The organism is Streptomyces sp. NPDC104581 (assembly GCF_055583685.1).
Genome location: NZ_JBVJNN010000017.1, coordinates 86,764 through 107,460, shown reverse-complemented (window position 1 = coordinate 107,460; position 20,697 = coordinate 86,764). Strand labels below are relative to the sequence as shown.

At 70.8% G+C, this 20,697-nt stretch carries 36 protein-coding genes; 34 read left to right on the top strand and 2 right to left on the bottom strand.

Features of this window, described 5'->3' with window-relative positions:
- Positions 1–2 precede the first annotated feature (2 nt).
- Together ACZ61E_RS16625 and ACZ61E_RS16620 are read right to left on the bottom strand one after the other, a co-directional pair.
- Positions 3–248 (bottom strand): hypothetical protein, encoded by a 246-nt coding sequence (locus tag ACZ61E_RS16625; protein ID WP_469700342.1) that lies wholly within the window; start codon positions 246–248, stop codon positions 3–5.
- Positions 249–431: 183 nt separating this feature from the next.
- Positions 432–830 carry a helix-turn-helix domain-containing protein gene (locus ACZ61E_RS16620; RefSeq protein WP_469700341.1) on the bottom strand — a complete coding sequence of 133 codons (399 nt, stop codon included), beginning with the start codon at positions 828–830 and terminating at the stop codon, positions 432–434.
- 219 nt (positions 831–1,049) lie between these two features.
- Here ACZ61E_RS16620 and ACZ61E_RS16615 point away from each other — a divergent pair, with 219 nt between their 5' ends.
- The 34 genes from ACZ61E_RS16615 (at position 1,050) to ACZ61E_RS16450 (ending at position 20,604) form a co-directional block, all read left to right on the top strand.
- Positions 1,050–1,385, top strand: a complete 336-nt coding sequence (locus tag ACZ61E_RS16615) for a helix-turn-helix domain-containing protein (protein ID WP_469700340.1) — start codon at positions 1,050–1,052, stop codon at positions 1,383–1,385.
- Between the two features lie 274 nt (positions 1,386–1,659).
- The gene (locus ACZ61E_RS16610) at positions 1,660–2,124 is read left to right on the top strand and encodes a DUF6197 family protein (protein ID WP_469700339.1); all 465 of its coding nucleotides are present in this window, start codon (positions 1,660–1,662) and stop codon (positions 2,122–2,124) included.
- A complete protein-coding gene (locus tag ACZ61E_RS16605; protein ID WP_469700338.1) occupies positions 2,121–2,897 on the top strand; it encodes a hypothetical protein in 777 nt (258 codons plus the stop codon). The genes ACZ61E_RS16610 and ACZ61E_RS16605 overlap by 4 nt, the downstream gene beginning before the upstream one ends.
- On the top strand, positions 2,894–3,517 hold the full coding sequence (locus ACZ61E_RS16600; RefSeq protein ID WP_469700337.1) for a hypothetical protein: 624 nt from the start codon (positions 2,894–2,896) through the stop codon (positions 3,515–3,517). Before ACZ61E_RS16605 ends, ACZ61E_RS16600 begins: the two co-directional genes overlap by 4 nt.
- The gene (locus ACZ61E_RS16595) at positions 3,514–3,648 is read left to right on the top strand and encodes a hypothetical protein (RefSeq protein WP_469700336.1); all 135 of its coding nucleotides are present in this window, start codon (positions 3,514–3,516) and stop codon (positions 3,646–3,648) included. The genes ACZ61E_RS16600 and ACZ61E_RS16595 overlap by 4 nt, the downstream gene beginning before the upstream one ends.
- Complete coding sequence (locus ACZ61E_RS16590) at positions 3,638–4,084, top strand: hypothetical protein (protein WP_469700335.1); 447 nt, start codon at positions 3,638–3,640, stop codon at positions 4,082–4,084. The genes ACZ61E_RS16595 and ACZ61E_RS16590 overlap by 11 nt, the downstream gene beginning before the upstream one ends.
- Entirely contained in the window at positions 4,081–4,980 is a 900-nt protein-coding gene (locus tag ACZ61E_RS16585) for a hypothetical protein (protein WP_469700334.1), read from the top strand. The genes ACZ61E_RS16590 and ACZ61E_RS16585 overlap by 4 nt, the downstream gene beginning before the upstream one ends.
- Positions 4,977–5,210 carry a hypothetical protein gene (locus ACZ61E_RS16580; RefSeq protein WP_469700333.1) on the top strand — a complete coding sequence of 78 codons (234 nt, stop codon included), beginning with the start codon at positions 4,977–4,979 and terminating at the stop codon, positions 5,208–5,210. Before ACZ61E_RS16585 ends, ACZ61E_RS16580 begins: the two co-directional genes overlap by 4 nt.
- Before the next feature lie 77 nt (positions 5,211–5,287).
- The gene (locus tag ACZ61E_RS16575; RefSeq protein WP_469700369.1) at positions 5,288–5,974 is read left to right on the top strand and encodes a DNA methylase; all 687 of its coding nucleotides are present in this window, start codon (positions 5,288–5,290) and stop codon (positions 5,972–5,974) included.
- Positions 5,971–6,909: a hypothetical protein gene (locus ACZ61E_RS16570; protein ID WP_469700332.1), complete on the top strand. Its 939-nt coding sequence runs from the start codon at positions 5,971–5,973 to the stop codon at positions 6,907–6,909. The genes ACZ61E_RS16575 and ACZ61E_RS16570 overlap by 4 nt, the downstream gene beginning before the upstream one ends.
- Positions 6,906–7,229 (top strand): hypothetical protein, encoded by a 324-nt coding sequence (locus ACZ61E_RS16565; RefSeq protein WP_469700331.1) that lies wholly within the window; start codon positions 6,906–6,908, stop codon positions 7,227–7,229. The genes ACZ61E_RS16570 and ACZ61E_RS16565 overlap by 4 nt, the downstream gene beginning before the upstream one ends.
- Before the next feature lie 2 nt (positions 7,230–7,231).
- Entirely contained in the window at positions 7,232–8,347 is a 1,116-nt protein-coding gene (locus tag ACZ61E_RS16560; RefSeq protein WP_469700330.1) for a recombination directionality factor, read from the top strand.
- Positions 8,344–9,090 carry an exonuclease domain-containing protein gene (locus tag ACZ61E_RS16555; protein ID WP_469700329.1) on the top strand — a complete coding sequence of 249 codons (747 nt, stop codon included), beginning with the start codon at positions 8,344–8,346 and terminating at the stop codon, positions 9,088–9,090. The genes ACZ61E_RS16560 and ACZ61E_RS16555 overlap by 4 nt, the downstream gene beginning before the upstream one ends.
- Positions 9,090–9,521, top strand: a complete 432-nt coding sequence (locus ACZ61E_RS16550) for a hypothetical protein (RefSeq protein WP_469700328.1) — start codon at positions 9,090–9,092, stop codon at positions 9,519–9,521. Before ACZ61E_RS16555 ends, ACZ61E_RS16550 begins: the two co-directional genes overlap by 1 nt.
- A complete protein-coding gene (locus ACZ61E_RS16545; RefSeq protein WP_469700327.1) occupies positions 9,518–10,159 on the top strand; it encodes a hypothetical protein in 642 nt (213 codons plus the stop codon). The genes ACZ61E_RS16550 and ACZ61E_RS16545 overlap by 4 nt, the downstream gene beginning before the upstream one ends.
- Positions 10,156–10,527 (top strand): DUF6248 family natural product biosynthesis protein, encoded by a 372-nt coding sequence (locus tag ACZ61E_RS16540; protein WP_469700326.1) that lies wholly within the window; start codon positions 10,156–10,158, stop codon positions 10,525–10,527. Before ACZ61E_RS16545 ends, ACZ61E_RS16540 begins: the two co-directional genes overlap by 4 nt.
- Positions 10,524–10,964, top strand: a complete 441-nt coding sequence (locus ACZ61E_RS16535) for a hypothetical protein (protein WP_469700325.1) — start codon at positions 10,524–10,526, stop codon at positions 10,962–10,964. The genes ACZ61E_RS16540 and ACZ61E_RS16535 overlap by 4 nt, the downstream gene beginning before the upstream one ends.
- The gene (locus tag ACZ61E_RS16530; RefSeq protein WP_469700324.1) at positions 10,961–11,548 is read left to right on the top strand and encodes a WhiB family transcriptional regulator; all 588 of its coding nucleotides are present in this window, start codon (positions 10,961–10,963) and stop codon (positions 11,546–11,548) included. Before ACZ61E_RS16535 ends, ACZ61E_RS16530 begins: the two co-directional genes overlap by 4 nt.
- The gene (locus tag ACZ61E_RS16525; RefSeq protein ID WP_469700323.1) at positions 11,545–11,772 is read left to right on the top strand and encodes a hypothetical protein; all 228 of its coding nucleotides are present in this window, start codon (positions 11,545–11,547) and stop codon (positions 11,770–11,772) included. Before ACZ61E_RS16530 ends, ACZ61E_RS16525 begins: the two co-directional genes overlap by 4 nt.
- Positions 11,769–12,131: a hypothetical protein gene (locus tag ACZ61E_RS16520; RefSeq protein ID WP_469700322.1), complete on the top strand. Its 363-nt coding sequence runs from the start codon at positions 11,769–11,771 to the stop codon at positions 12,129–12,131. Before ACZ61E_RS16525 ends, ACZ61E_RS16520 begins: the two co-directional genes overlap by 4 nt.
- Complete coding sequence (locus ACZ61E_RS16515; protein ID WP_469700321.1) at positions 12,131–12,511, top strand: hypothetical protein; 381 nt, start codon at positions 12,131–12,133, stop codon at positions 12,509–12,511. The genes ACZ61E_RS16520 and ACZ61E_RS16515 overlap by 1 nt, the downstream gene beginning before the upstream one ends.
- Positions 12,511–12,798, top strand: coding sequence for a hypothetical protein (locus tag ACZ61E_RS16510; RefSeq protein ID WP_469700320.1), 288 nt, complete (start codon positions 12,511–12,513; stop codon positions 12,796–12,798). The genes ACZ61E_RS16515 and ACZ61E_RS16510 overlap by 1 nt, the downstream gene beginning before the upstream one ends.
- A 15-nt stretch (positions 12,799–12,813) precedes the next feature.
- Positions 12,814–14,598 carry an AAA family ATPase gene (locus ACZ61E_RS16505; protein ID WP_469700319.1) on the top strand — a complete coding sequence of 595 codons (1,785 nt, stop codon included), beginning with the start codon at positions 12,814–12,816 and terminating at the stop codon, positions 14,596–14,598.
- A 35-nt stretch (positions 14,599–14,633) separates the two neighbouring features.
- The gene (locus ACZ61E_RS16500) at positions 14,634–14,918 is read left to right on the top strand and encodes a hypothetical protein (RefSeq protein ID WP_469700318.1); all 285 of its coding nucleotides are present in this window, start codon (positions 14,634–14,636) and stop codon (positions 14,916–14,918) included.
- Between the two features lie 46 nt (positions 14,919–14,964).
- Positions 14,965–15,498, top strand: a complete 534-nt coding sequence (locus ACZ61E_RS16495) for a VUT family protein (RefSeq protein WP_469700317.1) — start codon at positions 14,965–14,967, stop codon at positions 15,496–15,498.
- Positions 15,467–16,099: a hypothetical protein gene (locus ACZ61E_RS16490; RefSeq protein ID WP_469700316.1), complete on the top strand. Its 633-nt coding sequence runs from the start codon at positions 15,467–15,469 to the stop codon at positions 16,097–16,099. Before ACZ61E_RS16495 ends, ACZ61E_RS16490 begins: the two co-directional genes overlap by 32 nt.
- A gap of 71 nt (positions 16,100–16,170) precedes the next feature.
- The gene (locus ACZ61E_RS16485; protein WP_469700315.1) at positions 16,171–17,499 is read left to right on the top strand and encodes a hypothetical protein; all 1,329 of its coding nucleotides are present in this window, start codon (positions 16,171–16,173) and stop codon (positions 17,497–17,499) included.
- The gene (locus ACZ61E_RS16480; protein WP_469700314.1) at positions 17,496–17,696 is read left to right on the top strand and encodes a hypothetical protein; all 201 of its coding nucleotides are present in this window, start codon (positions 17,496–17,498) and stop codon (positions 17,694–17,696) included. Before ACZ61E_RS16485 ends, ACZ61E_RS16480 begins: the two co-directional genes overlap by 4 nt.
- A gap of 57 nt (positions 17,697–17,753) precedes the next feature.
- On the top strand, positions 17,754–18,140 hold the full coding sequence (locus ACZ61E_RS16475; RefSeq protein ID WP_469700313.1) for a helix-turn-helix domain-containing protein: 387 nt from the start codon (positions 17,754–17,756) through the stop codon (positions 18,138–18,140).
- Positions 18,137–18,379 carry a hypothetical protein gene (locus ACZ61E_RS16470; RefSeq protein ID WP_469700312.1) on the top strand — a complete coding sequence of 81 codons (243 nt, stop codon included), beginning with the start codon at positions 18,137–18,139 and terminating at the stop codon, positions 18,377–18,379. The genes ACZ61E_RS16475 and ACZ61E_RS16470 overlap by 4 nt, the downstream gene beginning before the upstream one ends.
- Entirely contained in the window at positions 18,376–18,645 is a 270-nt protein-coding gene (locus ACZ61E_RS16465; RefSeq protein WP_469700311.1) for a hypothetical protein, read from the top strand. Before ACZ61E_RS16470 ends, ACZ61E_RS16465 begins: the two co-directional genes overlap by 4 nt.
- On the top strand, positions 18,642–19,415 hold the full coding sequence (locus tag ACZ61E_RS16460) for a hypothetical protein (protein ID WP_469700310.1): 774 nt from the start codon (positions 18,642–18,644) through the stop codon (positions 19,413–19,415). Before ACZ61E_RS16465 ends, ACZ61E_RS16460 begins: the two co-directional genes overlap by 4 nt.
- A gap of 2 nt (positions 19,416–19,417) precedes the next feature.
- The gene (locus ACZ61E_RS16455) at positions 19,418–19,774 is read left to right on the top strand and encodes an HIT family protein (RefSeq protein WP_469700309.1); all 357 of its coding nucleotides are present in this window, start codon (positions 19,418–19,420) and stop codon (positions 19,772–19,774) included.
- Positions 19,775–19,863: 89 nt separating this feature from the next.
- Positions 19,864–20,604: a hypothetical protein gene (locus ACZ61E_RS16450; RefSeq protein ID WP_469700308.1), complete on the top strand. Its 741-nt coding sequence runs from the start codon at positions 19,864–19,866 to the stop codon at positions 20,602–20,604.
- Positions 20,605–20,697: the final 93 nt, after the last annotated feature.

Sequence of the window (20,697 nt, the reverse complement as noted above, 5' to 3'; positions counted from 1 at the left end):
CGTCAGATCGCCGGGTGCCCTTCAGGCTGGTCAGAGGGCGTCTCCGCGCGCAGCCAGCGGCCCGATCTGGTCGCGTGCTCAAGGTGGAGGTTCCACTCACGCACCAGCTCGGCGCTCACATGGTCCGGGTGCACGGCGATGACCGTCTCGCCCGGTCGCTCTACTTCGATCATGGTTTTGCCGTCCGGAACGAGATCGCTGATGACGATTCGAGCGCGGGCGATGGCGTGGTTGGCGCATTCCTCCATGGTGACCCCCTTGGCGCGGCCTGCCCAATTCGATCGTTTGTTCGACCCAGTTGGTAAAAGCAGGCTACTCGACTACCACGCCCCCCAGGCGGATCAGCAATGGTGCCATCTTGAACAGGATTCGACTACAACAAGTGCATTAGCACTACTGCAAGTAAGGGCCCTGGCCAAAGGTTCGCAGGGCTACTCCGGCGGCGCGAACGAGTCCAGCAAGCGAAGCAACTGCTGAAGCTGCTCCTCCGTCATGCGGTCGGCACGCTCAACGAGCGCCCGCGCGGAGCCCGATTCGGCCCGGACGACATCGATGCCGAAGAACTGGGCGCCGGCCGCGTCCTGCACGACCTCCAGGCGGACTTGCAGCCCTGTCGCCATGGCGCTGAGTTGGGGGTAGTCCGGTGGAAGGACTTTCTCTCCGGACTCCAGCCGGTGCAGCCAGCTGCTCTTGACCGGGCGCTCGCCCGACTCGTCGACGCAGCGGTGGGCGAGTTTCTCGTAGCTGAGCCCGAGCGCGGCGCGCCGCTCCCTCACCAGGTCGCGGAGCTGCGATCTCCCCACCGGTGCCGCTCGGTCTTCCGCTGCCATGAGGCTCATCCTGCCACTCCGTGTCATGTCATGGGCCGTGGGGTGTCCATGGGGCCGGTGAGCCATGGGGGAACGTCCCCCAGATGGCACCCGGTGCACCATCCCACTCGCTGGACAAAGTGTCCAGCAACTTAGGCAACCCTGGCTAGTGCGCCCCGGCGGTTTGACCGAAACCATCCCGGACGTCCAAGCAACTGGACGTGTCGTCCAAGCTGTGCAATGCTCTGGTCATCCAAGCAGTGCAACGAATCCATGCACGAGGTGGACGTGACTAGACCAGCACTCCGTTACAAGCTCGCCAGCATCCAGCTCCTGGAACTGCTGATGAAGCGCACGGGCCGCGGCGACGCGGTCAGCATCCGGCAGCTCGCCGAACGCGCCGACATCCCCCACGGGACTATCGGCAACCTCCTCACCGGAGAACAGGAAAGCGTCCGCGCCGACACGGCGTACGCCATCACCGCCGCGCTCGGCGTGGACCTGCTTGTCCTGTTCATCCCGCTGGAGCGCGCAGAGGCCGCGCTCCCCCGGCCGCGACTTCAGGTCTCGGCGTGAGCGCCGCCCCGCCGTTCGACCCGGAGGCTGCCCGCCGGCGGCTTGGGCCGATCGCTGTGGCTGCGATCGACAAGCACGTGGCCGAAGCTCCCCCGCTCAGCGCCGAACAGCGCATGCAGCTGAGGGCTCTGTTCCTGTCTGCCCGCAGTACGGCGGCGCCGACGCGGCGGGTGGCCTGACCCGCATCACGCAAGTCGGCCCCGACCGCCGGGCTCTCACACACCGGCAGCGGGGCCTCGGACATCCACACACCCCATAGAGAGAAGTGGACACCTTGAAGACCATTCTTCCACCGGCCACCGCGCCGACCAACTTCCCGAGCGGGGACCGGCGTACGAGCCTGGTCGCGCTTCCGGCTCGCCGCCCGAGCACCGTGGCCGAGCTGCTGCGCTCCGCCGCCCGGATCCTGGCGTCGAACGGCCTGTATCAGGGCGACTTCGTGCCCGACTCCCGTGACCGGGAGATGTGCATCCCGCACTTCCTGCGGCCCATGAGCATCGTGGCCTCGCTGCGGTGCGCGGCGTCGGGGGACCCGCATCTGGAGTCGCCGCTCGCGGACAAGGCGATCGAGTATCTGGCGCTGCGGCTGGAGCTGGACGGCGAGTTGGGTCCGCAGTACGGGGACGGTGAGTCGCTCTGGCGTCATGTGGACGCGTGGGGTGACCTGCCGGGGTGTACGACGGAGTCCGCTGTCGCGGTGCTGTACCAGGCCGCTGACGTCGCGGAGGTGACCGCGTGAATACAAAGCGCGTGACGGCGGCGGCGGACGTGATCTGTGCCGCGATGAAGAACGGGAAGGCCCTGCCGTTGTCGTGGGCGGCTGCTCTGGAGTCGGCGTGTCTGCTTCAGTCCCCGGAGACGGCGGCCGAGATGGAGCGGCTTAAGGACCGCGTCGCCGAGTTGGAGGCGCAGCGGGATCGCCGACACGGCCGTCTGGTCGCGCTTGAGAACGATGCGCTGGCCATGCGGGGGGCGCTGTCGCCGAACGGGGAGGACCGCAAGGTTCCGTTCGAGCTCGGCGAGACGCTCACTCCGGCTGTGGACTGGCTGATTGCCCGGGTCGCTGAGCAGCAGCGGCGCATCGACGAGTTGGTGCAGCAGCGGGACGACCTTCTGGTGGAGGACGTGCTCCGCGAGCGGGCCGAGGACGGCGACGAGGGTGGCACGCCGCCGTACGTGTCGACCGTGCTGCCCGCGCGGGATGCCGTGTGCGTCCGGCCCGGCTGCGGTCACAGCGGGGCGGATCACCACCACGGGGACACGAAGTGCTGGGCTCACCTGCCGAAGGGGCACGGCGAGCCGATCACGATCTGCTCATGCTCGGCGTTCTCCGAGGCTCCGACCGTGGTCGTGGTGGCGCCGTCTCTTGGCCAGTTGGCCGAGCAGCGGCACCTGATGGACCCGCTGGACCACACCCTCGAACTCCTCCCCGTACGGCGCCCGGCGGCGCTGCCGGAGATGCAGCGCGCGTCCGGTGACCCGCTCGGCGACACCGAGGGGAGCGCGTCGTGACCCTCGACTCCCGCATCTACGTGCTCGACGTGATCGACCCGCAGGAAGTCTTCTCGTTCTGCCGCGACCTGCTCGGCGCGGCCGACCGGCACACGTTCACCGACGAGCAGGACGGGGCCTGGCGCAACGGCGAGTCGTTCGTCGAGCCCGGCAACCCGTGGACGATCTCCAACGACCCGGGACAGGGGCTGCCCGCCTGGCTGATGCTCCACTACCGCCCTGGCGCCCCGCTGCGCACCCCGGAGCAGGCCGCCGAACACGACAAGGACATCTGCAACCTGCCGGACGCGTCTTGGTACGACGTGGACTCTGGACCCTGCGACGGTCTCCACGCGTGGCGACGCGCCAACTGGCTGACGGTCTCCTTCGACACCGCGTACGGCTACAGCGATGAGCGCGGCTTCGGCTGCGGAGACCTGCACGCCGAGTACATCGCCAGGCTCGGCCAGTGGCTCGACGAGCGAGGTGTCCGCTGGGAGTGGATGAACGAGTTCACCGGGGAGATCCACTCCGGGTACTCGCGGCTCATTGACCTCGCGTCCGGAGGCTTCGAGGCGTCGGCGTGGTTCCGCACCTCCGTGCTCCCGGTCATCGAGGCCGAGTCGGGCGGTGCGGTGTGACGACGTTCCTGCTCGCCCTCTCCTTCACCGCGACGTGGTGGGGCCTGTGCGCCGCCGCGTTCCGCGCCCCGGCCACGTTCGCCGCCACCGTCACCCTGCTGCGCCGCCACGGAGGCCGCCATGCCCGCTGACCACAACCCCAGCACCCGCCCCCCACTGTCCGTACGCCTCCGCGCCGACCACCTCGCCGCGATCTGGCGCGACGACCAGAACCGCCACAACACCCTGATCTCCCTGGTCGCCGGATGGTCCGACCCCGACACCCGCGACGACGTCATCGCACAGCTCGACGCCCTCGCCGAAGCCGTCGCCTCTCCCCGCGAAGGCGAGCTGGACCAGCTGGTCGAGCACATCGAGGACGCGGCCGACATGGACGCGGCCGAGACCGAGGTGCGGCTGCCGGACGCGATCCGGCTGCGCGCCGAACTGGACGACGCGGTGAGTGTGTTGGCCCGGTTCAACCCGGAGCGGCGTCCGGCGCGGATCACGCATCCGTCGTACGCGGCGACTCGGGCGTACTTCGCGGCGAACCCGCTGCCGACGCAGCAGGACCGGAGGGCGTCATGACCGAGCCCCTGACCCCCGAGCGTGCCCGGCTGCGCGCCGCCCTCGTGGCCGCGCTCGACAACGCGAACCACACCCACCCGTGCCCGGTCACCGGTAGCGCGTACTGGACCGGCTGCTACCACCCCGACGGTACGGGGCTCACTTGCCACTCCGAGCGCCGGGCGGACGCCGTACTCACCGTTCTGGAAGCCGAGTTGGGCGAGTTCCGCGCCGAGGTGCTGGCCGAGGCGAAGACCGAGACCGTGGCCTGGCTGATCAAGAAGGCCCGCGAGGGAGCGTCCGTCGAGGACCTGGCCTCCAAGGTCGACCGGGGTGCCGTCCGCGCCTTCATCGGGACGGGGCACTTCCGGGACGCGATGGACGCTCACCGCGCGGAGGTGTTGAGCGCGGCGGCCGACTTCCTCGCCGAGATCGGCACGCCGATCTTCGGCGCGCGCACCGAGCACGAACGCGGCTTGATGTACGGCGCCGAGCGCCTGCGCGCCATGGCGGTCACCGCGACGGAGAAGGCCAGCGCCCCCGCGCCGACGGCCACTCCCGACGACGCGGACAACCCGCCGTACGCCGACGTGCTCGACGGGGAGATCAGCATCCTCGGCTACCCGCCGATCACCCTCTCCGGCTGGAAGTTCACCGAGCTGGCCCCCGACTTCTACGGCCGGACGTACATGCAGATCGGCGGCTGGCTCCCCGAGGGCTGGCCGTCCGAGGACACCCCGGCCGGTACGCAGCGCATGGAGTACGCCCACCTGCACGGGCACGCCGTCGAGCGCGGCATCAACGTGCAGATGGAGTCGAAGGGGTACGGCGAGCCGCGCCGCTTCCTGCGGATCCAGTGGCGCAAGACCAGCAGCTCTCCTGCCCCGCTGACCGCCCGGAAGGACGGCGCCCGATGAGCACCGACACCCTCACCCGGCGCGGCTACCTCACCGCCGCCCTCCAGACCACCCCCGGCCCCGTCACCACCCAGGCCGCCGAACGACTCCTCGCCGCCTCCCCGTTCTCCTGCCACCGCAACACCGCACGCAAGGACCTCCGCGCCCTGGTGGCCCGCGGCGTGCTCGTGGCCTCCGACGTGGACGGGCGCCGCACGTACACCCTCAGCACCACCGGAGACGCCCGATGACCGACACCGCGTTGGCCGGGGCCACCACCGCCCCGGCCGCCGGCCCGACCACACCGGGCCCGCACTCCCCACAGCCCATCACCTCACCCCCCGTCGTGCGCGCACTCGACCTCTACTCCTGCTCCGGCGGCGCCGCATGGGGCTACAACGTGGCCGGACTGGAAGTAGCCCGCGGCGTGGACATCGTCCACCGCCCCCGCTACCCGTTCCCGTTCACGCTGGACGACGCAATCCAGTGCCTCCTGGCGTACGGACGTGACTTCGACTTCATCCACGCCAGCCCGCCGTGTCAGAGCGAGTGCTCGCTGACCGTGGGCACCAACCGGTCCCGCAAGTGGGGCGCCGGCAGCGACCACATCGACCTGGTCGGGCCCACCAGGGAAGCGCTCGACCACATCGGCGTGCCGTACGTGATCGAGCAGCCCATCGGCAAGGCGAAGATCCGCAAGGACCTGACCTTGTGCGGCGAACAGTTCGGCTTGGGCGTGATCCGCCACCGGGACTTCGAGCTTGGTTTCTGGAAGGCCCCTCAGCCCGCCCACATCCCGCACCGGGGCCGGGTGCGCGGCTGGCGTCACGGCCAGTACCACGACGGCCCGTACGTCGCCGTGTACGGCGAGGGCGGCGGCAAGGGGACGGTCCGCGAATGGCAGGACGCCATGGGCATCCACTGGACCGACGTGCGCAAGGAGCTGGCCGAGGCAATCCCGCCCGCGTACGCGCAGTACATCGGTGAGCAGTTCCTGGTGCAGGTGGCGGCATGACCATCAACGTGGAACCCGGAGCGACCGCCCCGGCCGCCGGCCGCCGACGCAAGGCACCGGCCCCCGCACCCACCGGCACCGACCGCATCCCCCAGCCCTCCCAGGGCTGGTACCGCGTCAAGGGCACCAGCCTCAAGCTCCGGCGCGTCACCACCATCCTCGAACAGGGCACCAGCAAGGGCGACGCCCTCACCTTCTGGGCCGGGAACATCACCGCCGAGACGGCGATGAACAACCTCCCCCGGCTGGTGAGTTCGTCCCTCCACCCCGTCCAGCGCACTGAGGCGTACGACTGGCTGCGTCGCGCCCACACCCGCAAGAAGGACGAACGCGGCGACATCGGCACCGCCGTCCACCGCCTCATCGAGGCGAACGTCCTCGGCACCCCGATGCCCGCCGAGCTGCTCACGGACGACGAGATGGCCCCGTACCTCGATCACTTCCTCAGCTTCCTGGAGGACTGGCAGGTCACCTTCGAGGCGTCCGAGATGGTCGTGGGCAACGAGGAGGAGGGCTACGCCGGAACGCTCGACTACCTGCTCCGCTCCCCGCTGATCGCCGCCGCGCTCGCCGCGTACTTCGACACCGAAGTCCCCGCGGACACGGTGTTCATGGGCGACACGAAGACCGGCGGGGAGCTGGACCTCAAGGGCGTCTACCCCGAGGCGGCGCTCCAGATGGCCGCGTACCGCAAGGCGCGCGTCGCGTGGCTGCGGGACGGCACGAAGGTGCCGATGCCCGCCACGTTCTGGGCCGGCGTGGTCCTGCACCTGCGGCCGGAGGGCTACCGCCTGATCCCGGCCGTCGCCGACGACGCCGTGTTCGAGGCGTTCCTCACCGTCAAGCGCAACGCCGAGTGGACCTCGGGCCTGTCGAAAACGGTCATCCGCCCCGCGCTCACCCTGCCGACCGCCGTCAAGGAGGCCGCAGCGTGAGCACGATCGACCTCTCCATCCTCAACCAGGGCAAGACCTGGACCGACGCCACGGGCTCCGTCCACCAGATCGCCGACATGGAACCGCGCTACTGCCGGAACGTCATCGCCTTCCTACAGCGCCGCGTGGACGAGATCACTTGGGTGGTCGGCCTCTCGTTGGCCCGCACGCAACTGCCCGACGAGGACACCCAGGCGTACCTGTCCGTCACCGCCTCGATCGACGAAGAGACCGATCGGATGCATGCCGACCCTCTCGCGTGGATCAACGACAAGCCGCTCATCAAGGCCCTGCTCGCGCGGGCTGAACAGGGGAACTGACCATGCCTATCTTGGACTTGCAGCGCCGCATGCGGCAGCTCGGCGAAATCCGAATCGGCCACGTCGTGGCCGGCACCAGCAAAGCCGGGAAGGCGTACACCCGCCCCGCCAAGCTGGACAAGTTCCGCTTCACCAGCCCGTCCCGCGAGATCCTCGCCGCTGTCGCCGAGCTGTACGGCGGCGAGGTCAAGCCGTGGACCCCGGCCAACGGCGGCCCGGCCGAGTTCGAGGTGTACTCCACCGTCAACCGGCTGCCCGTCCTCATCCCGCCGCGCGACGCCGTATCGCAGTGGTACGAGCTGTACGCCGGATCGAAGTGCATCCGCCGGTGCGACGGCCAGGTCGAGCAGAAGGCCGACAAGCCGTGCATGTGCAACCCGGAGAAGCGGCAGTGCTCCATCACGACCCGTGTGAACGTCATGCTCCGCGACGTCCCCGCCCTCGGCCAGTGGCTCCTCGTCTCCAAGGGCTTCTACGCGGCGGTCACCCTGCCCCCGGCGGCCGAGCTGCTGGCACAGGCCGGCGGGTACGTCGCCGGGTGGCTCGGCATGGAAGAGAAGTCGGTCGTCCGTGACGAGGGTCCGGCCCGGTTCATGGTCCCGACGCTGGACGTCGAGATCACCCCGGCCGCGCTGATGGCCGGGCAGATCACCGGCACCACTCCAGCCGCCGTGACGTCCGGCGAACGGGCCGCGATCGAGGCCGCGCCGAGCAGCACCCCGGCAGGACCGCCGAAGGACTTCCTGCTGGAGGCCAAGCAGGCCGCCACGCAGGCCGAGGTCCTGAGCATCTTCCAGGCCGCGAAGAACGCCGGTGCGCCCATCACCTACCAGGAGCAGATCAAGGCCATCGGCCTGAGCAAGCCCGCCGAGGCGCCTTCGCCCGACGTGCAGGAGCCCGTCCCCGACGAGGACGGAGTAGTCGACGGCGAGTTCGTCGAGGACGACGACATCGAAGGCATCTGGTTCCAGATCATCGCCGCCGCCGGCCCGCACGGTCTCACCACCGAGCAGGTCGAGCAGCGCTTCGCCGAGGCCAACGGCGGACTCCACCCCAGCACCGCGAGCGCCGAGCGGCTCCGCTCCTTCCTCGCCTCCCTGAAGGGAGCCCGCGCGTGACCACCTTCGCCAACGTCCGCAAGGTCGCCTTCGACACCGAGACCACCGCCCCCGACCCCAACCAGGCCCGCATCGTCACCGCCGCACTCATCGTCCGCGGCGGCGGCCGGGACGACACCGTCATGTCCTGGCTCATCAACCCCGGCGTCCCCATCCCGCCGGAGACGACCGAGATCCACGGCATCGACGACGCCAAGGCCGCCGAGGGCGCCGCTCCGAAGGACGCGCTCGACGACATCGCCGACCGGCTCGCCGCGGCGCTGCGGTACGGCATGCCGGTGGTGGCTTTCAACCTCGCGTACGACTGGACCGTCCTGACGCGCGAGCTGGAGCGTCACGGGCTGCCGTCGATGGCCGACCGGCTGCCCGGCGTGACGGCGCCGCCGCTGATCGACAGCCACGTCATCGACAAGCAGGTCGACAAGTACGTCAAGGGCACCGGCAACCGGAAGCTCCAACCGACCTGCGAGCGGTACGGCATCGAGCTGAAGGACTGGCACACCGCCGAGGCCGACGCCCTGGCCGCGCTGCTCATCGCGGAGGCGCAGTTCGAGAAGTACCCGCAGCTCCAGACGTACGGGCCGCAGCAGATGTTCGCCGCGCAGAAGGCGTGGCGCGCGGAGCAGCAGGCTGGCCTTCAGCGGTGGTTCCGGACGAAGGCCACGCCGGAGCAGGGCGGGGCGCCGGACAAGGTGATCGACGGCTCTTGGCCGTTGATCCCGGCGCAGCGGGGCGGTGCGTGATGTTCATCAGCCGCCGCGCCCACGAGGCACTTCTCCACCGCATCGCAGACCTGGTCGACCAGCGCGACGAGGCCCGCGAGGATGCTGCCGCGCACCTCGGCGCCGCCAAGCGCACCGCCGCCCGAAACGTCCATCTCTCCGACCAGCTCGACGCCGCCCGCAACGTCGGCAACCGGCTGGCCCACATGACGCAGTACGCCGAGGGCAGCGAGACGGCTCTCGTCCGCTACGAGGGGCGGATCGACCGGCTGGCGCGCATCGTGGCGCGGCTCCGGCGGGACCCCGCCGCGCAGACCCGGCGCGCGGACCAGCTCCAGCAGCGCCTCGACGACGCCGTCGGCATCAACACCCCGGCGGTGGACTCCGGCGCCCTGTGGCAGACCCGACGCGGCGACAAGCCGAAGCCCGGCCCGATCGGAGCCACCCAGTGACCAGCACCTTGTTCGACACGACCCCCGCGGCCGGGCTGCCCACCACCCGCCCGGCCGCGGTGACCACCCCCCGGCCCCTCGTCATCGGCATCGACTCAAGCCTCACCAGCCTCGGCATCGCCACCCCCGACAGCGCCGACGCCCTCCGCTGGAACCACAAGGACAAGGGCCACGCCCGCATCGAATGGCTCCGCACCGAAGTCCTCGACCGCACCAAGAGCGCCGACCTCATCGTGATCGAAGGCCCCTCCTACGGGTCCAAGATGCTCCCCGGCCAGCACGAAACCGCCGGCCTGTGGTGGATCCTCACCCACGAACTGTGGCGCAAGGGCATCCCGTACGCCGTCGCCTCCCCGCACAACCGCACGATCTACGCGACCGGCTCCGCGTTCCCCGCCAAGGACCACCCGAAGGACAAGCGGGCCCGGGTCGCCAAGGGCATGGTCCACACGTTCGTCGTCGAGCAGCTCGGCATCTGGTGCGAGGGCGCCGGCCGGTACGACGCCAGCGACGCGGCGACGCTCGCGGCGATGGGGATGCACTGGCTGGGGTTTCCGCTGGTGGAGGTGCCCGAGCGGCAACGGCGCGCGCTGGACGGCGTGCAGTGGCCGACGGCGCCCGTGGCGGTGGCCCGGTGAACGAGACCGCCGCCGCGTGGGTGCGCAGCAACGCCTGGACGCCCGCCGTGCACGCCGAAGCCAAACACCCCGGCAGCATCCTCGGCCTCTGCCTGTGCCTCCAGCGGTTCATCACCGCCAGCTGCGACGGCGGAAGCCACGACTGCTCCAACGACGTCGTGGCGTTCGCCGCGGAGACCTTTCTCATCGGCCCCGCCGGGTGGGTCTACGACCGTACGGCCGAGCCGACCGGGGCGCCGGTGTCCCTGTGGCTCAGCGACCGCATCTGTGTGCAGCGCTGCGGCTGCACCTGCCACGGCAATCCGCCCTCTGCCCCGGCGCCCGCCGAGCTGCCGGTGCAACTCGATCTGTTCGGGGTGACCGCATGAAGATCCGATCCGACGTCGCCGCTCTCTTGCGCCAGGGCGCCACCAACCTCGCCGTCGCCCGCGAAACCGGCGCCGCACCCAAGACCGTCGCCGCGTGCCGCCGCGCCCTCGGCATCTCGCCCACCCCGCCCGGCCGACCCGCCGGCAGCACCCTCAAGTCCCGCTTCCAGGCTCGCACCGAACCCCTTCCCGGCGGCCACATGCGCTGGACCGGATCCACCACCAGCCGCGGCACACCCACCGTCCGCTACGGCAAGCAGCACTGGTCCGGCCTCCGCATGGCATTCGCCCTGCGCTGGGACCGCGAACCCGTCGGCCATGTCCTCCCCGGCTGCGACATGCCGCGCTGCGTCGCACCCGACCACGTCGAGGACCAGCCCATGCGCGACCGCCTCAACGAGACCTTCACCGCAATCTTCGGAGAGGTGGCGTCATGAACCCCATCCTCACCATCACCCGCCCCACCCACACCTGGCACCACACCGCCGCCTGCGCCCAACCCGGCACCGACGACGTGTTCTTCCCCGACGGCAAGCACAACACCGCCAGCCGAGCCCTCGAAATCTGCGCCACCTGCCCCCTCGCCACCGCCACCGCCTGCCTCACCGACGCCCTCGCCACCGAAAGCGGCTGCGTCGCCGGCCGCGAAGGCATCCGCGGCGGCACCACCCGCCACACCCGGCAGAAGCTGTACGACCGCATCACGAACTCGGACCGGCCGGCGGCCGACCTCATCGCCGAAGCCGTCATCGCGTCGGCGGACCGCGTGACCGCGCTGCCCCGGACTCTCCGCGACGCGTACGAACGCCGCGCAGTCCCCGGCGAGGACGGCCACGTGAAGTGGAACCGCCGGACCACCAGCGTCACGTTCCAGGGCAGGACCTACAGCTCCATGGCCCTGGCGTTCACCGTCGGCCACGGGCGGGCCCCCGACGGCATGGTGCGCGCCGCGTGCGGTGTCCGCGGGTGCGTCGCCCCCGAGCACCTGGTCGACGCGGCGATGCGCAAGGCCGCCGCGTGACCGGCCGCCAGGAAGTCACCGCCGCCCTCTTCGTCGACATGGGCCAGACCCGCCGCGACGGCACATGGGCCCGCCCGCCACGCGCGAAGTACGAGTGCGTGCTCTGCCGCACCGTCGAGGGCCCCGTCCAGGGCGAGGACCGCGTCCGCGAGTTCGTCGCCCGCATCCGAACCGACCACCCGACCTACTGCACCGCCAACCAGCAAGGAGCACACGCCGCATGACCAACATCAAGTTCGACTCCAAGGTCCTCGAAGGCGTCGCCGAGTCACTCGAAGACCACGCCGACACCATGTTCCGCCAGCGCAAGGGCCGCTGGATGGCCGTCGTCGAGCTCGCCCACGTCGAGCGCACCGAGCCCGGCCCCGACGAGGAGAAGTCCCCCTCGGTCAAGGTCCGCGTCGTCGACATCGAAGTCGCCGCCGACGACTTCAGCGACGAAAGGCTCCGCGAGGTCCTCCGCGGCCTGTTCCGGCAGCGCACCAGCAACGGCACCCTCGACGGCGAACTCCACCCGGACATCGCGCAGGCGAAGGACGTACTGCGCCACGGCTCCGGTCTCCTCGTCGGGTCGAACAACTGATGGCCGCCCCCGAGACCACGATGACCGCCATCGACGGACGCGACGCCCTCGCCTTCGTCATCATCCGGCCCGGCGCCACCGACGGCGCCGTCTCCATCGAGGCCGCCGCGAACGGACTCTCCCAGTCGGCCGCCGCGTACGTCCTGCGGAACGTCGCCGAGCAGTGGGACGGCAAGACAGCCAACGAGACGCCCCCGGACGGCGACCCGGAGTTCCCGGCCACCTGGGGCGGCGGGCACTCCCTCGTCATCGAGTACGGCGACTGCGAGGTGTACGGCCGCTGCCAGTGCGGGGAGCGCTTCGGGTTCACCAAGCCGGACAAGCCGCTCGACCAGTTCGCCTCGCCGTGGGAACGGCACGTCATGGGGCTGAACCGCTGATGGGCCGGTCCCGCACGGGCGCTGTCACCGCGAAGTGCCCGTGCGGGGCCCGGGTCTACCGGCAACTCGTCGGCCGAACCGCGGCACTCGACGCCGCCACCGACACGGCGCCCATCACCCGCGAACAAGAGCAACAGCTCCGCACCCGCAACCGCCTCACCTGGTGCCTCATCACCGGCCCGCACCGCGACCCCGAACTCCGATGGCGCTGCACAAACCGCGACTGCGGCCACGACACCGTCATCGACCACCAGTGCCCGCCCGCCGAACCCACCACCCTCTTCTGACCAAGGGAGCCACCCGTGGACACAGTCCGCCACCTGAACGCGCACGACCCGGCGGACCACGGCTACGCGCGCACGGCCCCCCACGACGCCGAAGCCGAAAACCTCGTGGCCGGCGTCATCCTGCACGACGCGCCCGCGTACCTCGAATGCGCGCAAATCATCACCCGCGACGACATCTACCTGCCCGCGGTGCGCCTCATCTGGGACACCGTCGGCGGAATCGTCGCCGAAGGCAGAGCCCTTCACCCCGTCACCGTCCGCGCGGACATCGAGAAAGCCGGACGCCTCCACGAAGTCGACGGCGGAAACCTCCTACTGCGCCTCGGCGAGGACTACCTGTCCCCGTCCATGGCCCCCCACTTCGCCGAACAGATCCGCGACAAGGCCCGCCTCCGGCGGCACCAGGAACACGCCGTCGCCGTCCAGGCGCAGATCCTCACCGGCACCGCCGACCCGGACCACCTCGACGAACTCGCCGTCAAGCACGCCGAATACGAGAACGCCCGCACCAGCACCAACGGCCCCGCCCACCTCACCGGCGCGCTCCTCGACTGGGACCCGTTCTTCACCATCGACTTCGGGCAGGTCGAACTCCTCCCCGGCCGCCTCATGGCCCCCGGCCAGCAGATCACCGTCGTCGGCGACGGCAAGGCCGGCAAGTCCCTCCTCGTACAGGAATGGCTCTGGCGCATGGCCACCGGCCAATCCTTCCTCGGCGACCGCCCCCAGGCCCCGATCCCCCTGCTGTACGTCGACGCGGAGAACGGCCACCAGGACATCCAGGAGCGCTTCGTCTCCTACGGAGGCGGCCCCGGGCGCATGGGCCTCATGTCGTACGCCAGCTTCCCGCCGATCCGCCCGCTCGACACCGCCGGGGGCGGGCAGGACCTCCTCGCCCTGGTCCGCGAGTGCGAAGCCCAACTCGTCTGCCTCGACACGGTGTCCCGCTTCATCTCGGGCCCGGAGAACGACGCCGACACCTGGCTGTCCCTCTACCGGCACACCCTCCTCCCGCTCAAGCGCGCCGGCATCAGCTCCGTGCGCCTGGACCACATGGGTAAGGACGGCGAACGCGGCGCCCGCGGCAGCAGCGCGAAGACCCAGGACGTCGACCACGTGTGGGAACTGCGCGCCAACGGCGGCGGGTCCCTCACCCTCAAGCGCACCCACACCCGAACCGGCATCGGCCCCGAGCACTTCTCTCTGCTGCGCCAGGCCCGCCGCGACGGCGACCGGTGGATGCCCGGCGGCACCCGGCACGTCGTCATGGCGTACGAGCACCTGGAGCAGAACACCCCTGGCACGGACGAGCACATCATCATGCAGCTCGACGCCCACCACGTGCCCCTCGAAGCGGGCAACCGGGTCGTCAAGGCGAAGCTCGCGGAGCTCCAGATCCCGGCCGGCAGCGACAAGGTTTCCCGCGTCGTCAAGATCCGCCAAAACCGTGCCAAAGAGGCTGCGGCCAACGTTCCCCCGCAGCGTTCCCCCGACCCGTTCCCGGACCCGTTCCCGGGGAACGTTCCCCGGAACAAGTCACAGGAGCATAACGGTGCAGGTCAAACGTTCCCCGGTAACGCGGAGGGAACGTCAGGAACGCCCCCCGTTCCCCCCGTCCCCCCCTCGAAGAGAGGGGACGGGGAGGGAACGCCGGGAACGGCAGCCACAGAAAACCCCCTCTGCACCGTCTGCCACGAACCCCTCCAGGGCTACCGACTCGACCGCGGATACGACACCCACCTCAGCTGCGACCCCGCCACCGGCAGCCACCCCGACCGACCCGAACACCCCGCCGCCTGACCAACCACACCCCGACCCAACAGGAGAAACCCGACATGACTGACACCGTGATCACCGTCGACTGCATCGACATCGAACTCGACAACGGCGAAACCCTGGCCGACCTCGGCACCGGCAACTACCTCGAACTGCCCGAACTGGCAGCAGGCCTGCACCCCGGCACCTGGAAGCTCACCGCCTACCACGGCGACTTCAGAGACCGAGCCACGCTGCGCCTCCAGACGGCCGAGGACATCACCGCACTCCGCAAGGCCGAAGCCGACAAGGCGCGCGCCGTCCACGCCCCTGCCGTCCCGGCGACCGCCACCCCCACGACCTGAGCGCGTATCCGGTTCCGGCCGGGCCGCGCACATCGAAGGAGCACCGTTGAACCGCCTCGCAGGACCCGCCGCACTCACCGCCTACGCCACCACCATCACCACCGCCAACTGGCTCACCGCCCAACACGGCATGATCCCCATGGGCTTCGGCCTCACCGCGACCGCCGGCACGATCGCCGCCGGGCTCGCGCTCCTCCTCCGCGACACCGTGCAGGACACCCTCGGCCGGGCGTGGGTCCTCGCCGGGATCACCACAGGGGCCGCGCTCACCGCCGTCACCAGCCCCGCCCTCGCCGTCGCGTCCGCCGTGGCGTTCGGTGCGGCCGAGCTGGCGGACATGGGCGTGTACACCCCGCTGCGCACCCGCGGATGGGCCCGTGCCGCGCTCGCCTCCGGGGCCGTGGGCGCTGTGGTCGACACCCTGCTGTTCCTGTACCTGGCCGGGTTCCCGGTCACGACCGCCACGGTCGGCGGGCAGCTCGTCGGGAAGATCCTGTGGGCCACGCTGCTGCCCGTCGCCGCGGTTGTCGCTGTGAGGGGGTGGCGGCGTGCTCTACCTCGGCACACCGTCGGGGCCTGACGTGCGCGCGGCCATGTCCGCGGGGCTCCTCGGCTGCATGACCACCCCCGCTCAAGGCAACCGCATTCCGAACGGGGCCGACTACGCGTGCGACAACGGGAAGTTCGGCAAGGGCTGGCCCGGCGCGGACCGCTGGTTCGACTGGCTGACCCGCACCGTCGAGCGGTACGGGGCGGACCGCTGCCTGTGGGCCGTGGCCCCTGACGTCCCGTTCGACGCCGCAGGCACCCTCGCCGAGTCTCTGCCGTGGCTGCCCCGCATCCGCGCTCTTGGCGTACCCGCCGCGTTTGCCGCGCAAGACGGCTGCGACCACCTCGGTGTGCCGTGGGACGACTTCGACGTCCTGTTCCTGGCCGGAAGCACCGAATGGAAGATCGGCCCGGTCGCCGAGCGCCTGAGTCGAGAAGCGAAAGCCCGCGGCAAGGCCGTGCACATGGGCCGCGTGAACTCTCGTCAACGCCTGCGGACGGCGGAGTGGTTCGGGTGCGACACCGCCGACGGGACGTTCCTCGCCTTCGGCCCGGACAAGAACCTGCCCCAGCTCACCAGTTGGCTTCACGAACTGCACCACGCGCCGTCGCTGTTCGGAGACGCCGCATGACGCACAGCACGCCCGGCCGGCTGCTATCCGGCCGGGCGCCTTCTCACCGTACCCACCACTTGGAGGACTTGATGTCTGATCCCACACCCGCCCCCGCGCCCGTACTACGCGCCGCCGCCGCCCGCCTGCGCGACGACGCGACTGCGGCCCGCCGCGCGTCCCCGCCCCCGTGGACCGTGACCGACGAGCACGTCGTGCGCTGCGCCGACGGCATGATCGTGGCCGACCGCAGCGGCACCGATCACCCGGCCGAGCGGGCTGATCTGCCGTACATCGCCCTGATGGATCCGTCGGTCGGTCTCGCGGTCGCCGCTTGGCTGGACATCATGGCCCGCACCGTCGACGACGAGGGTGGGGCGTTCCTCGACGAAGCCCTGGTGGTGGCCCGGCAGGTCCTCGGCGCCATGGAGTGCACGTGCGGTACGCCGGGCGTCGGTAACTACGAGGGGCCGCAGGAGGGCTGCCCGGAGCACGGCGTTCGTCCCGCGCCTGTCGACCGGTCCGCCGTGCTGCGCGATGCCGCCGATCACTTCGACGGCCACACGGTAAGCCGGTTCTTCGGGCACCAGGTCGCCGTCCTGCTCCGCGACTTGGCCGACGGGGCTGCCGCCGGTGTGCAGCAGCCCACCACCGAGCCCGAGCCCGTGCCCGACGACGAGCGGCGCGAGTGGTACGCGGCGGCGATGCGCGAGCACTACCTCAGCAGCGACCGCGCCGAGGCCGACGCGGACGGCAACCTGCCATGCCGGTGCGGCGGTTGGCGCGAGCCCGGCCCGATGGGCTCCGACGAGGACGACTGGGACAGCCACCTCGCCGACGCCGCGATCACCAGGGCGGACGAGGAGCAGCTTCCGCTGCTGAAGTCCATCGCCGACCTTGCCGTAGACATCGGCCACGCTCGACGTGAACTGTGCCGTGTCGTCCTCGGCCTGGATGACGCGCCGCAGGACATGAGCCTGGAGCAGGTCGTGGACGCGGTCGTAGCTGAGTACCGGTCGGAACTGGCGACGTCCCGTCGACTGCTTGAGCAGCGTCAGGAGATGGCGGAGGAACGGTACGTGTGGCAGGAGCGCGGGGACCGTGCCGAAGCCCTGGCGGCCCGCCTGCGCGGCGAGTTGGACCGGGCCCGCGCCGAGGCGCCCGGCGACCGGGCCGACACCGAGGCGCACCCCCGGCGAGGCGACGCGTTCGAGCAGTGGCTCAAGGAGCAGCGCGACGAGTACCACCAGACCACCGGCCGCGAGTGGCTGGCGCTCGACGAGGTGCTGGACACCTACCGCCTCCACGCCGACACCCGCACACCGCTCGACGAGCACGTCTGCGAAGGCCGGGTCGTCGGGGACTGCGAGTGCCTGGGGGCACCCGCTGTCCCTACCGCGCCCGATGAGCCGAAGCCGTGAGCGCCTACGCCGTGATCGCCTGCGACGCCGAGGTTCCCGGGCTCGGGCGGTGCATGTCCGAGGACACACCGCTTGGCGAGCCCAGGACAGCTACCGAGGCGCGACAGAAGCTGCGCCGCGAGGGCTGGCGGCGTACCGCGGACGGCCGCGACCTCTGCCCCGAACACGCCGCCGAGCAGCCCCATTCCACCGCCTGACCCTGCCCGTGTGGCCGCCCCCGCCACGGGGCGGCCACCCCAACCAAAAGGACCACCGTGACCATCTGCCCCGGCACAATCCACGACGGCCACGAAACCGTGCAATGCACACTCACACCACACCCGCCTGAAGAAGACCACCGGCGAGGCTTCCTCGCCTGGGACGATGACGGCCGCTGGTACGCCCGCCGTGATTTCCCGCCGGTCTACCCCACCATCGGGCTCATCCTCCGGGAGGTGCGCCACCAGCGCGGACTGACCCAACAGCAGGTCGCCGCAACTCTCAACATCAGCCGCAGCTCTATCGCGCAGATCGAGCTGGGGACCCAGCACTTGTCGCTTCACCTCTGGGTCGCGTTCTGCCAGACCCTCGGCACTGATCCCGCCGACGTCATCAGTCGCGCCCTGCAAGGCACCGGACCGAGCCCAGAGGCCCCGCGGTGACCCCCGCCGAGTGGTTGGCCGGCGCCGCGCCCGGACTCAGCATCAGCGCATCCCTCGGTGTTCTCGCGGCCCTGTGCTTCGGCGAGGCGCGCCGACGCGACCGGGCAGCCGCCCACGGCCACCCGAGGGCTGACAGGCCCCACAGCGCCCACACAGGCACCGCGCAGCAGGACCACGCGGCCATCCAACGCCACGACCACGAGCAGCTGCACGACACCACGAAGGGCCACGCCGCATGACCACCACGCCCGTACCCCAAAGCAAGATCAGCGCCACGCTCACCGACCCCGGCCGAGGCGAACACCTCTGGACCATCCTCACGATGTACCGGGTCAGCGACACTGCGATCCGCCTCATGAACCAGGGCAAGGACCCCGGCCCCAGCCTCCTCGACCACGAAAACCTGATCACCCTCGAAGGGCCCGGCTGCTTCAAGTGCGAACAGCCGTACAGCAAGTACCTCGCGCACCGGAAGTGCACCGGATCGATGGGAGACCCCTCATGACCGAGCCTCGCCGCTTTCACCTCCAGCGCCATCACGACGTCACCGGAGCGTCCGGCACCGGGCGCGTCGCCGACGGCGTCGAGTGGCCGGACGGCACCGCCACCCTCCGTTGGCGCGGCGACCGCGCCTCAACCGTCCACTGGGACTCCATCACCGACGCCGAGACCATCCACGGCCACGGCGGGCACACCGAACTCGTCTGGGACGACCCCGAGCCCGCCACCGTCACCGTGTGCCAGAGCGCAGACGGCATGTCCCCCGACGCAGCCGAAGCACTCCAAGCGCTCGTCCACGTCGCGAAGCAACAGATCCAGGCCGACCAGCCCCGTCTCACCGTCGACACGATCACCAGCGACGAACTCGACGCCCTGTACGACGACCTGGCCCGCTACGAAGAAGTGCAGGGCGAGATGAACGAACGTGCCATCGAACTCACCCGCCGCGCCGAAACCGCCGAGGCCGCGCCCGCCCGCCTCGCCGAGCTGGAGAACGGCGCCCGCGAACGGTCCGCGCTCCTCGACGAAGCCCGCGACGCCCTGGAGAACGCCAGGATCACCCGGGCGCACGGCGACGACTGGCCCCGTCTCGCCCCCGCGATCGAGCAACTCGCCACCCAACGCGACACCTACCGGGCCGCGCTCGACCGCGTACGGCAGCTCCGCACGTCGTGGGTCGGCACGACCATCCCGCTCGGCACCAGCATCAACCGCTGGTGGGACGCACGGCTGATCGAACTCAACGCCGCGCTCAACGGACCGAAGGAGCACTGACCATGCCCGAAGACCTCTGCCCTTTCTGCGAAATCATCGCCGGACGCGCACCCGCAACCATCGTCCACGAGTGGTCCGACGTGATCGCGATCGTCCCGCTCAAACCGGTAGTCGACGGCCACACCCTCGTCATCCCGAAGCGCCACGTCCGCGACTTCGCGAGCAACCCGCAGGTGTCGGCCGACGCCATGCTGCACGCCGCGCAGCTCATGCGCTGGACCGACCGGCCGATGAACCTGATCACCAGTCGGGGCCGGGAGGCGACCCAGTCCGTGTTCCACCTCCACCTGCACCTTGTGCCCCGCGCCGAGAACGACGGCTTGGCGCTGCCCTGGCACTCCGGGCGCATCAAGTCCTGAGACATGCGCGTGGGGCGTCCCCCAAGTCTCCCCAGACCAGGACGCCCCACAGGTGGACTCACCGTACCGCCCGAGCACCAGGAGCAGCAGTGACCACCACCGCCACCACCGCCACGCACCTCCGCACCGTGATCGCCCACTGGCCCGACCTCACCGACGCCCTCGGCACCCCCAACACCGTCTCGTGGCCCCCGTCCGGGCTCCGCACGTACCTCGCCGTCATCGACCGCATCGACACCGAAGAAGCCGAAGCCCAGCGTCACCGCGACGCCACCGCACGCGCCTTGGAAGGCGCACCCACGCCGCTCACCCCGTCCCCGGCCCCCATGTCCGTCGCCGTCTACGACACCATGCGCACCGTCGAAGCCGCACTCGTCGAACTCGCCGACCACACCGCCGCCGCGATCCAGCGCTCACCCATGGCCGGCGCACCCCGCGGCTGGCCCAAAGCGGACCGCGCCCGCCGCGACCAGCTCGCCCGCGCGGACGCCGCCGACCCGCGACGGTGGCGGTACACCGGGCACCGCACCGCCCCGTACGCCGCCCTGTGGCTCCTCGCCCGAGTCAGCCACGCGCCCGGCCCGTTCAGCCCGCTCACCCCCGAGCTGGAGCAGCACATCGCCCGCGTCGCCGCCGGCGCCGCGCAGCGTGTCGAGCGCACCCTCGACCTCGCCGCCCGCCAGGAGACGCTGGACCTTCCGTGCCCGGCCGTACGAGACGGGGCCGTCTGCGGCGGGCGCATCGACGTCCATGGTGGGTCCGGGGCCGCACCCCTCGCGCACTGCACCGCCTGTGGACACATCTGGACGGAGGCCGGACTCGCCGCGTAGTCGAACGGGCCGCGCTTTTCCCCAGAAGCGCGGCCGGTACGACCATTCCCCGCACACGGGTGACGCGTGCGAGGTTCCCTTCCGGCGCGCCCA

Coding starts and splice junctions, on each gene's coding strand:
- ACZ61E_RS16570 (WP_469700332.1), top strand. CDS start 5,971: ATGACCATCAACGTGGAACCCGGAGCGACCGCCCCGGCCGCCGGCCGC.
- ACZ61E_RS16530 (WP_469700324.1), top strand. CDS start 10,961: ATGAACCCCATCCTCACCATCACCCGCCCCACCCACACCTGGCACCAC.
- ACZ61E_RS16580 (WP_469700333.1), top strand. CDS start 4,977: ATGAGCACCGACACCCTCACCCGGCGCGGCTACCTCACCGCCGCCCTC.
- ACZ61E_RS16550 (WP_469700328.1), top strand. CDS start 9,090: ATGTTCATCAGCCGCCGCGCCCACGAGGCACTTCTCCACCGCATCGCA.
- ACZ61E_RS16590 (WP_469700335.1), top strand. CDS start 3,638: ATGCCCGCTGACCACAACCCCAGCACCCGCCCCCCACTGTCCGTACGC.
- ACZ61E_RS16455 (WP_469700309.1), top strand. CDS start 19,418: ATGCCCGAAGACCTCTGCCCTTTCTGCGAAATCATCGCCGGACGCGCA.
- ACZ61E_RS16585 (WP_469700334.1), top strand. CDS start 4,081: ATGACCGAGCCCCTGACCCCCGAGCGTGCCCGGCTGCGCGCCGCCCTC.
- ACZ61E_RS16625 (WP_469700342.1), bottom strand. CDS start 248: ATGGAGGAATGCGCCAACCACGCCATCGCCCGCGCTCGAATCGTCATC.
- ACZ61E_RS16615 (WP_469700340.1), top strand. CDS start 1,050: ATGCTCTGGTCATCCAAGCAGTGCAACGAATCCATGCACGAGGTGGAC.
- ACZ61E_RS16560 (WP_469700330.1), top strand. CDS start 7,232: ATGCCTATCTTGGACTTGCAGCGCCGCATGCGGCAGCTCGGCGAAATC.
- ACZ61E_RS16515 (WP_469700321.1), top strand. CDS start 12,131: ATGGCCGCCCCCGAGACCACGATGACCGCCATCGACGGACGCGACGCC.
- ACZ61E_RS16620 (WP_469700341.1), bottom strand. CDS start 830: ATGGCAGCGGAAGACCGAGCGGCACCGGTGGGGAGATCGCAGCTCCGC.
- ACZ61E_RS16485 (WP_469700315.1), top strand. CDS start 16,171: ATGTCTGATCCCACACCCGCCCCCGCGCCCGTACTACGCGCCGCCGCC.
- ACZ61E_RS16510 (WP_469700320.1), top strand. CDS start 12,511: ATGGGCCGGTCCCGCACGGGCGCTGTCACCGCGAAGTGCCCGTGCGGG.
- ACZ61E_RS16460 (WP_469700310.1), top strand. CDS start 18,642: ATGACCGAGCCTCGCCGCTTTCACCTCCAGCGCCATCACGACGTCACC.
- ACZ61E_RS16520 (WP_469700322.1), top strand. CDS start 11,769: ATGACCAACATCAAGTTCGACTCCAAGGTCCTCGAAGGCGTCGCCGAG.
- ACZ61E_RS16535 (WP_469700325.1), top strand. CDS start 10,524: ATGAAGATCCGATCCGACGTCGCCGCTCTCTTGCGCCAGGGCGCCACC.
- ACZ61E_RS16465 (WP_469700311.1), top strand. CDS start 18,376: ATGACCACCACGCCCGTACCCCAAAGCAAGATCAGCGCCACGCTCACC.
- ACZ61E_RS16500 (WP_469700318.1), top strand. CDS start 14,634: ATGACTGACACCGTGATCACCGTCGACTGCATCGACATCGAACTCGAC.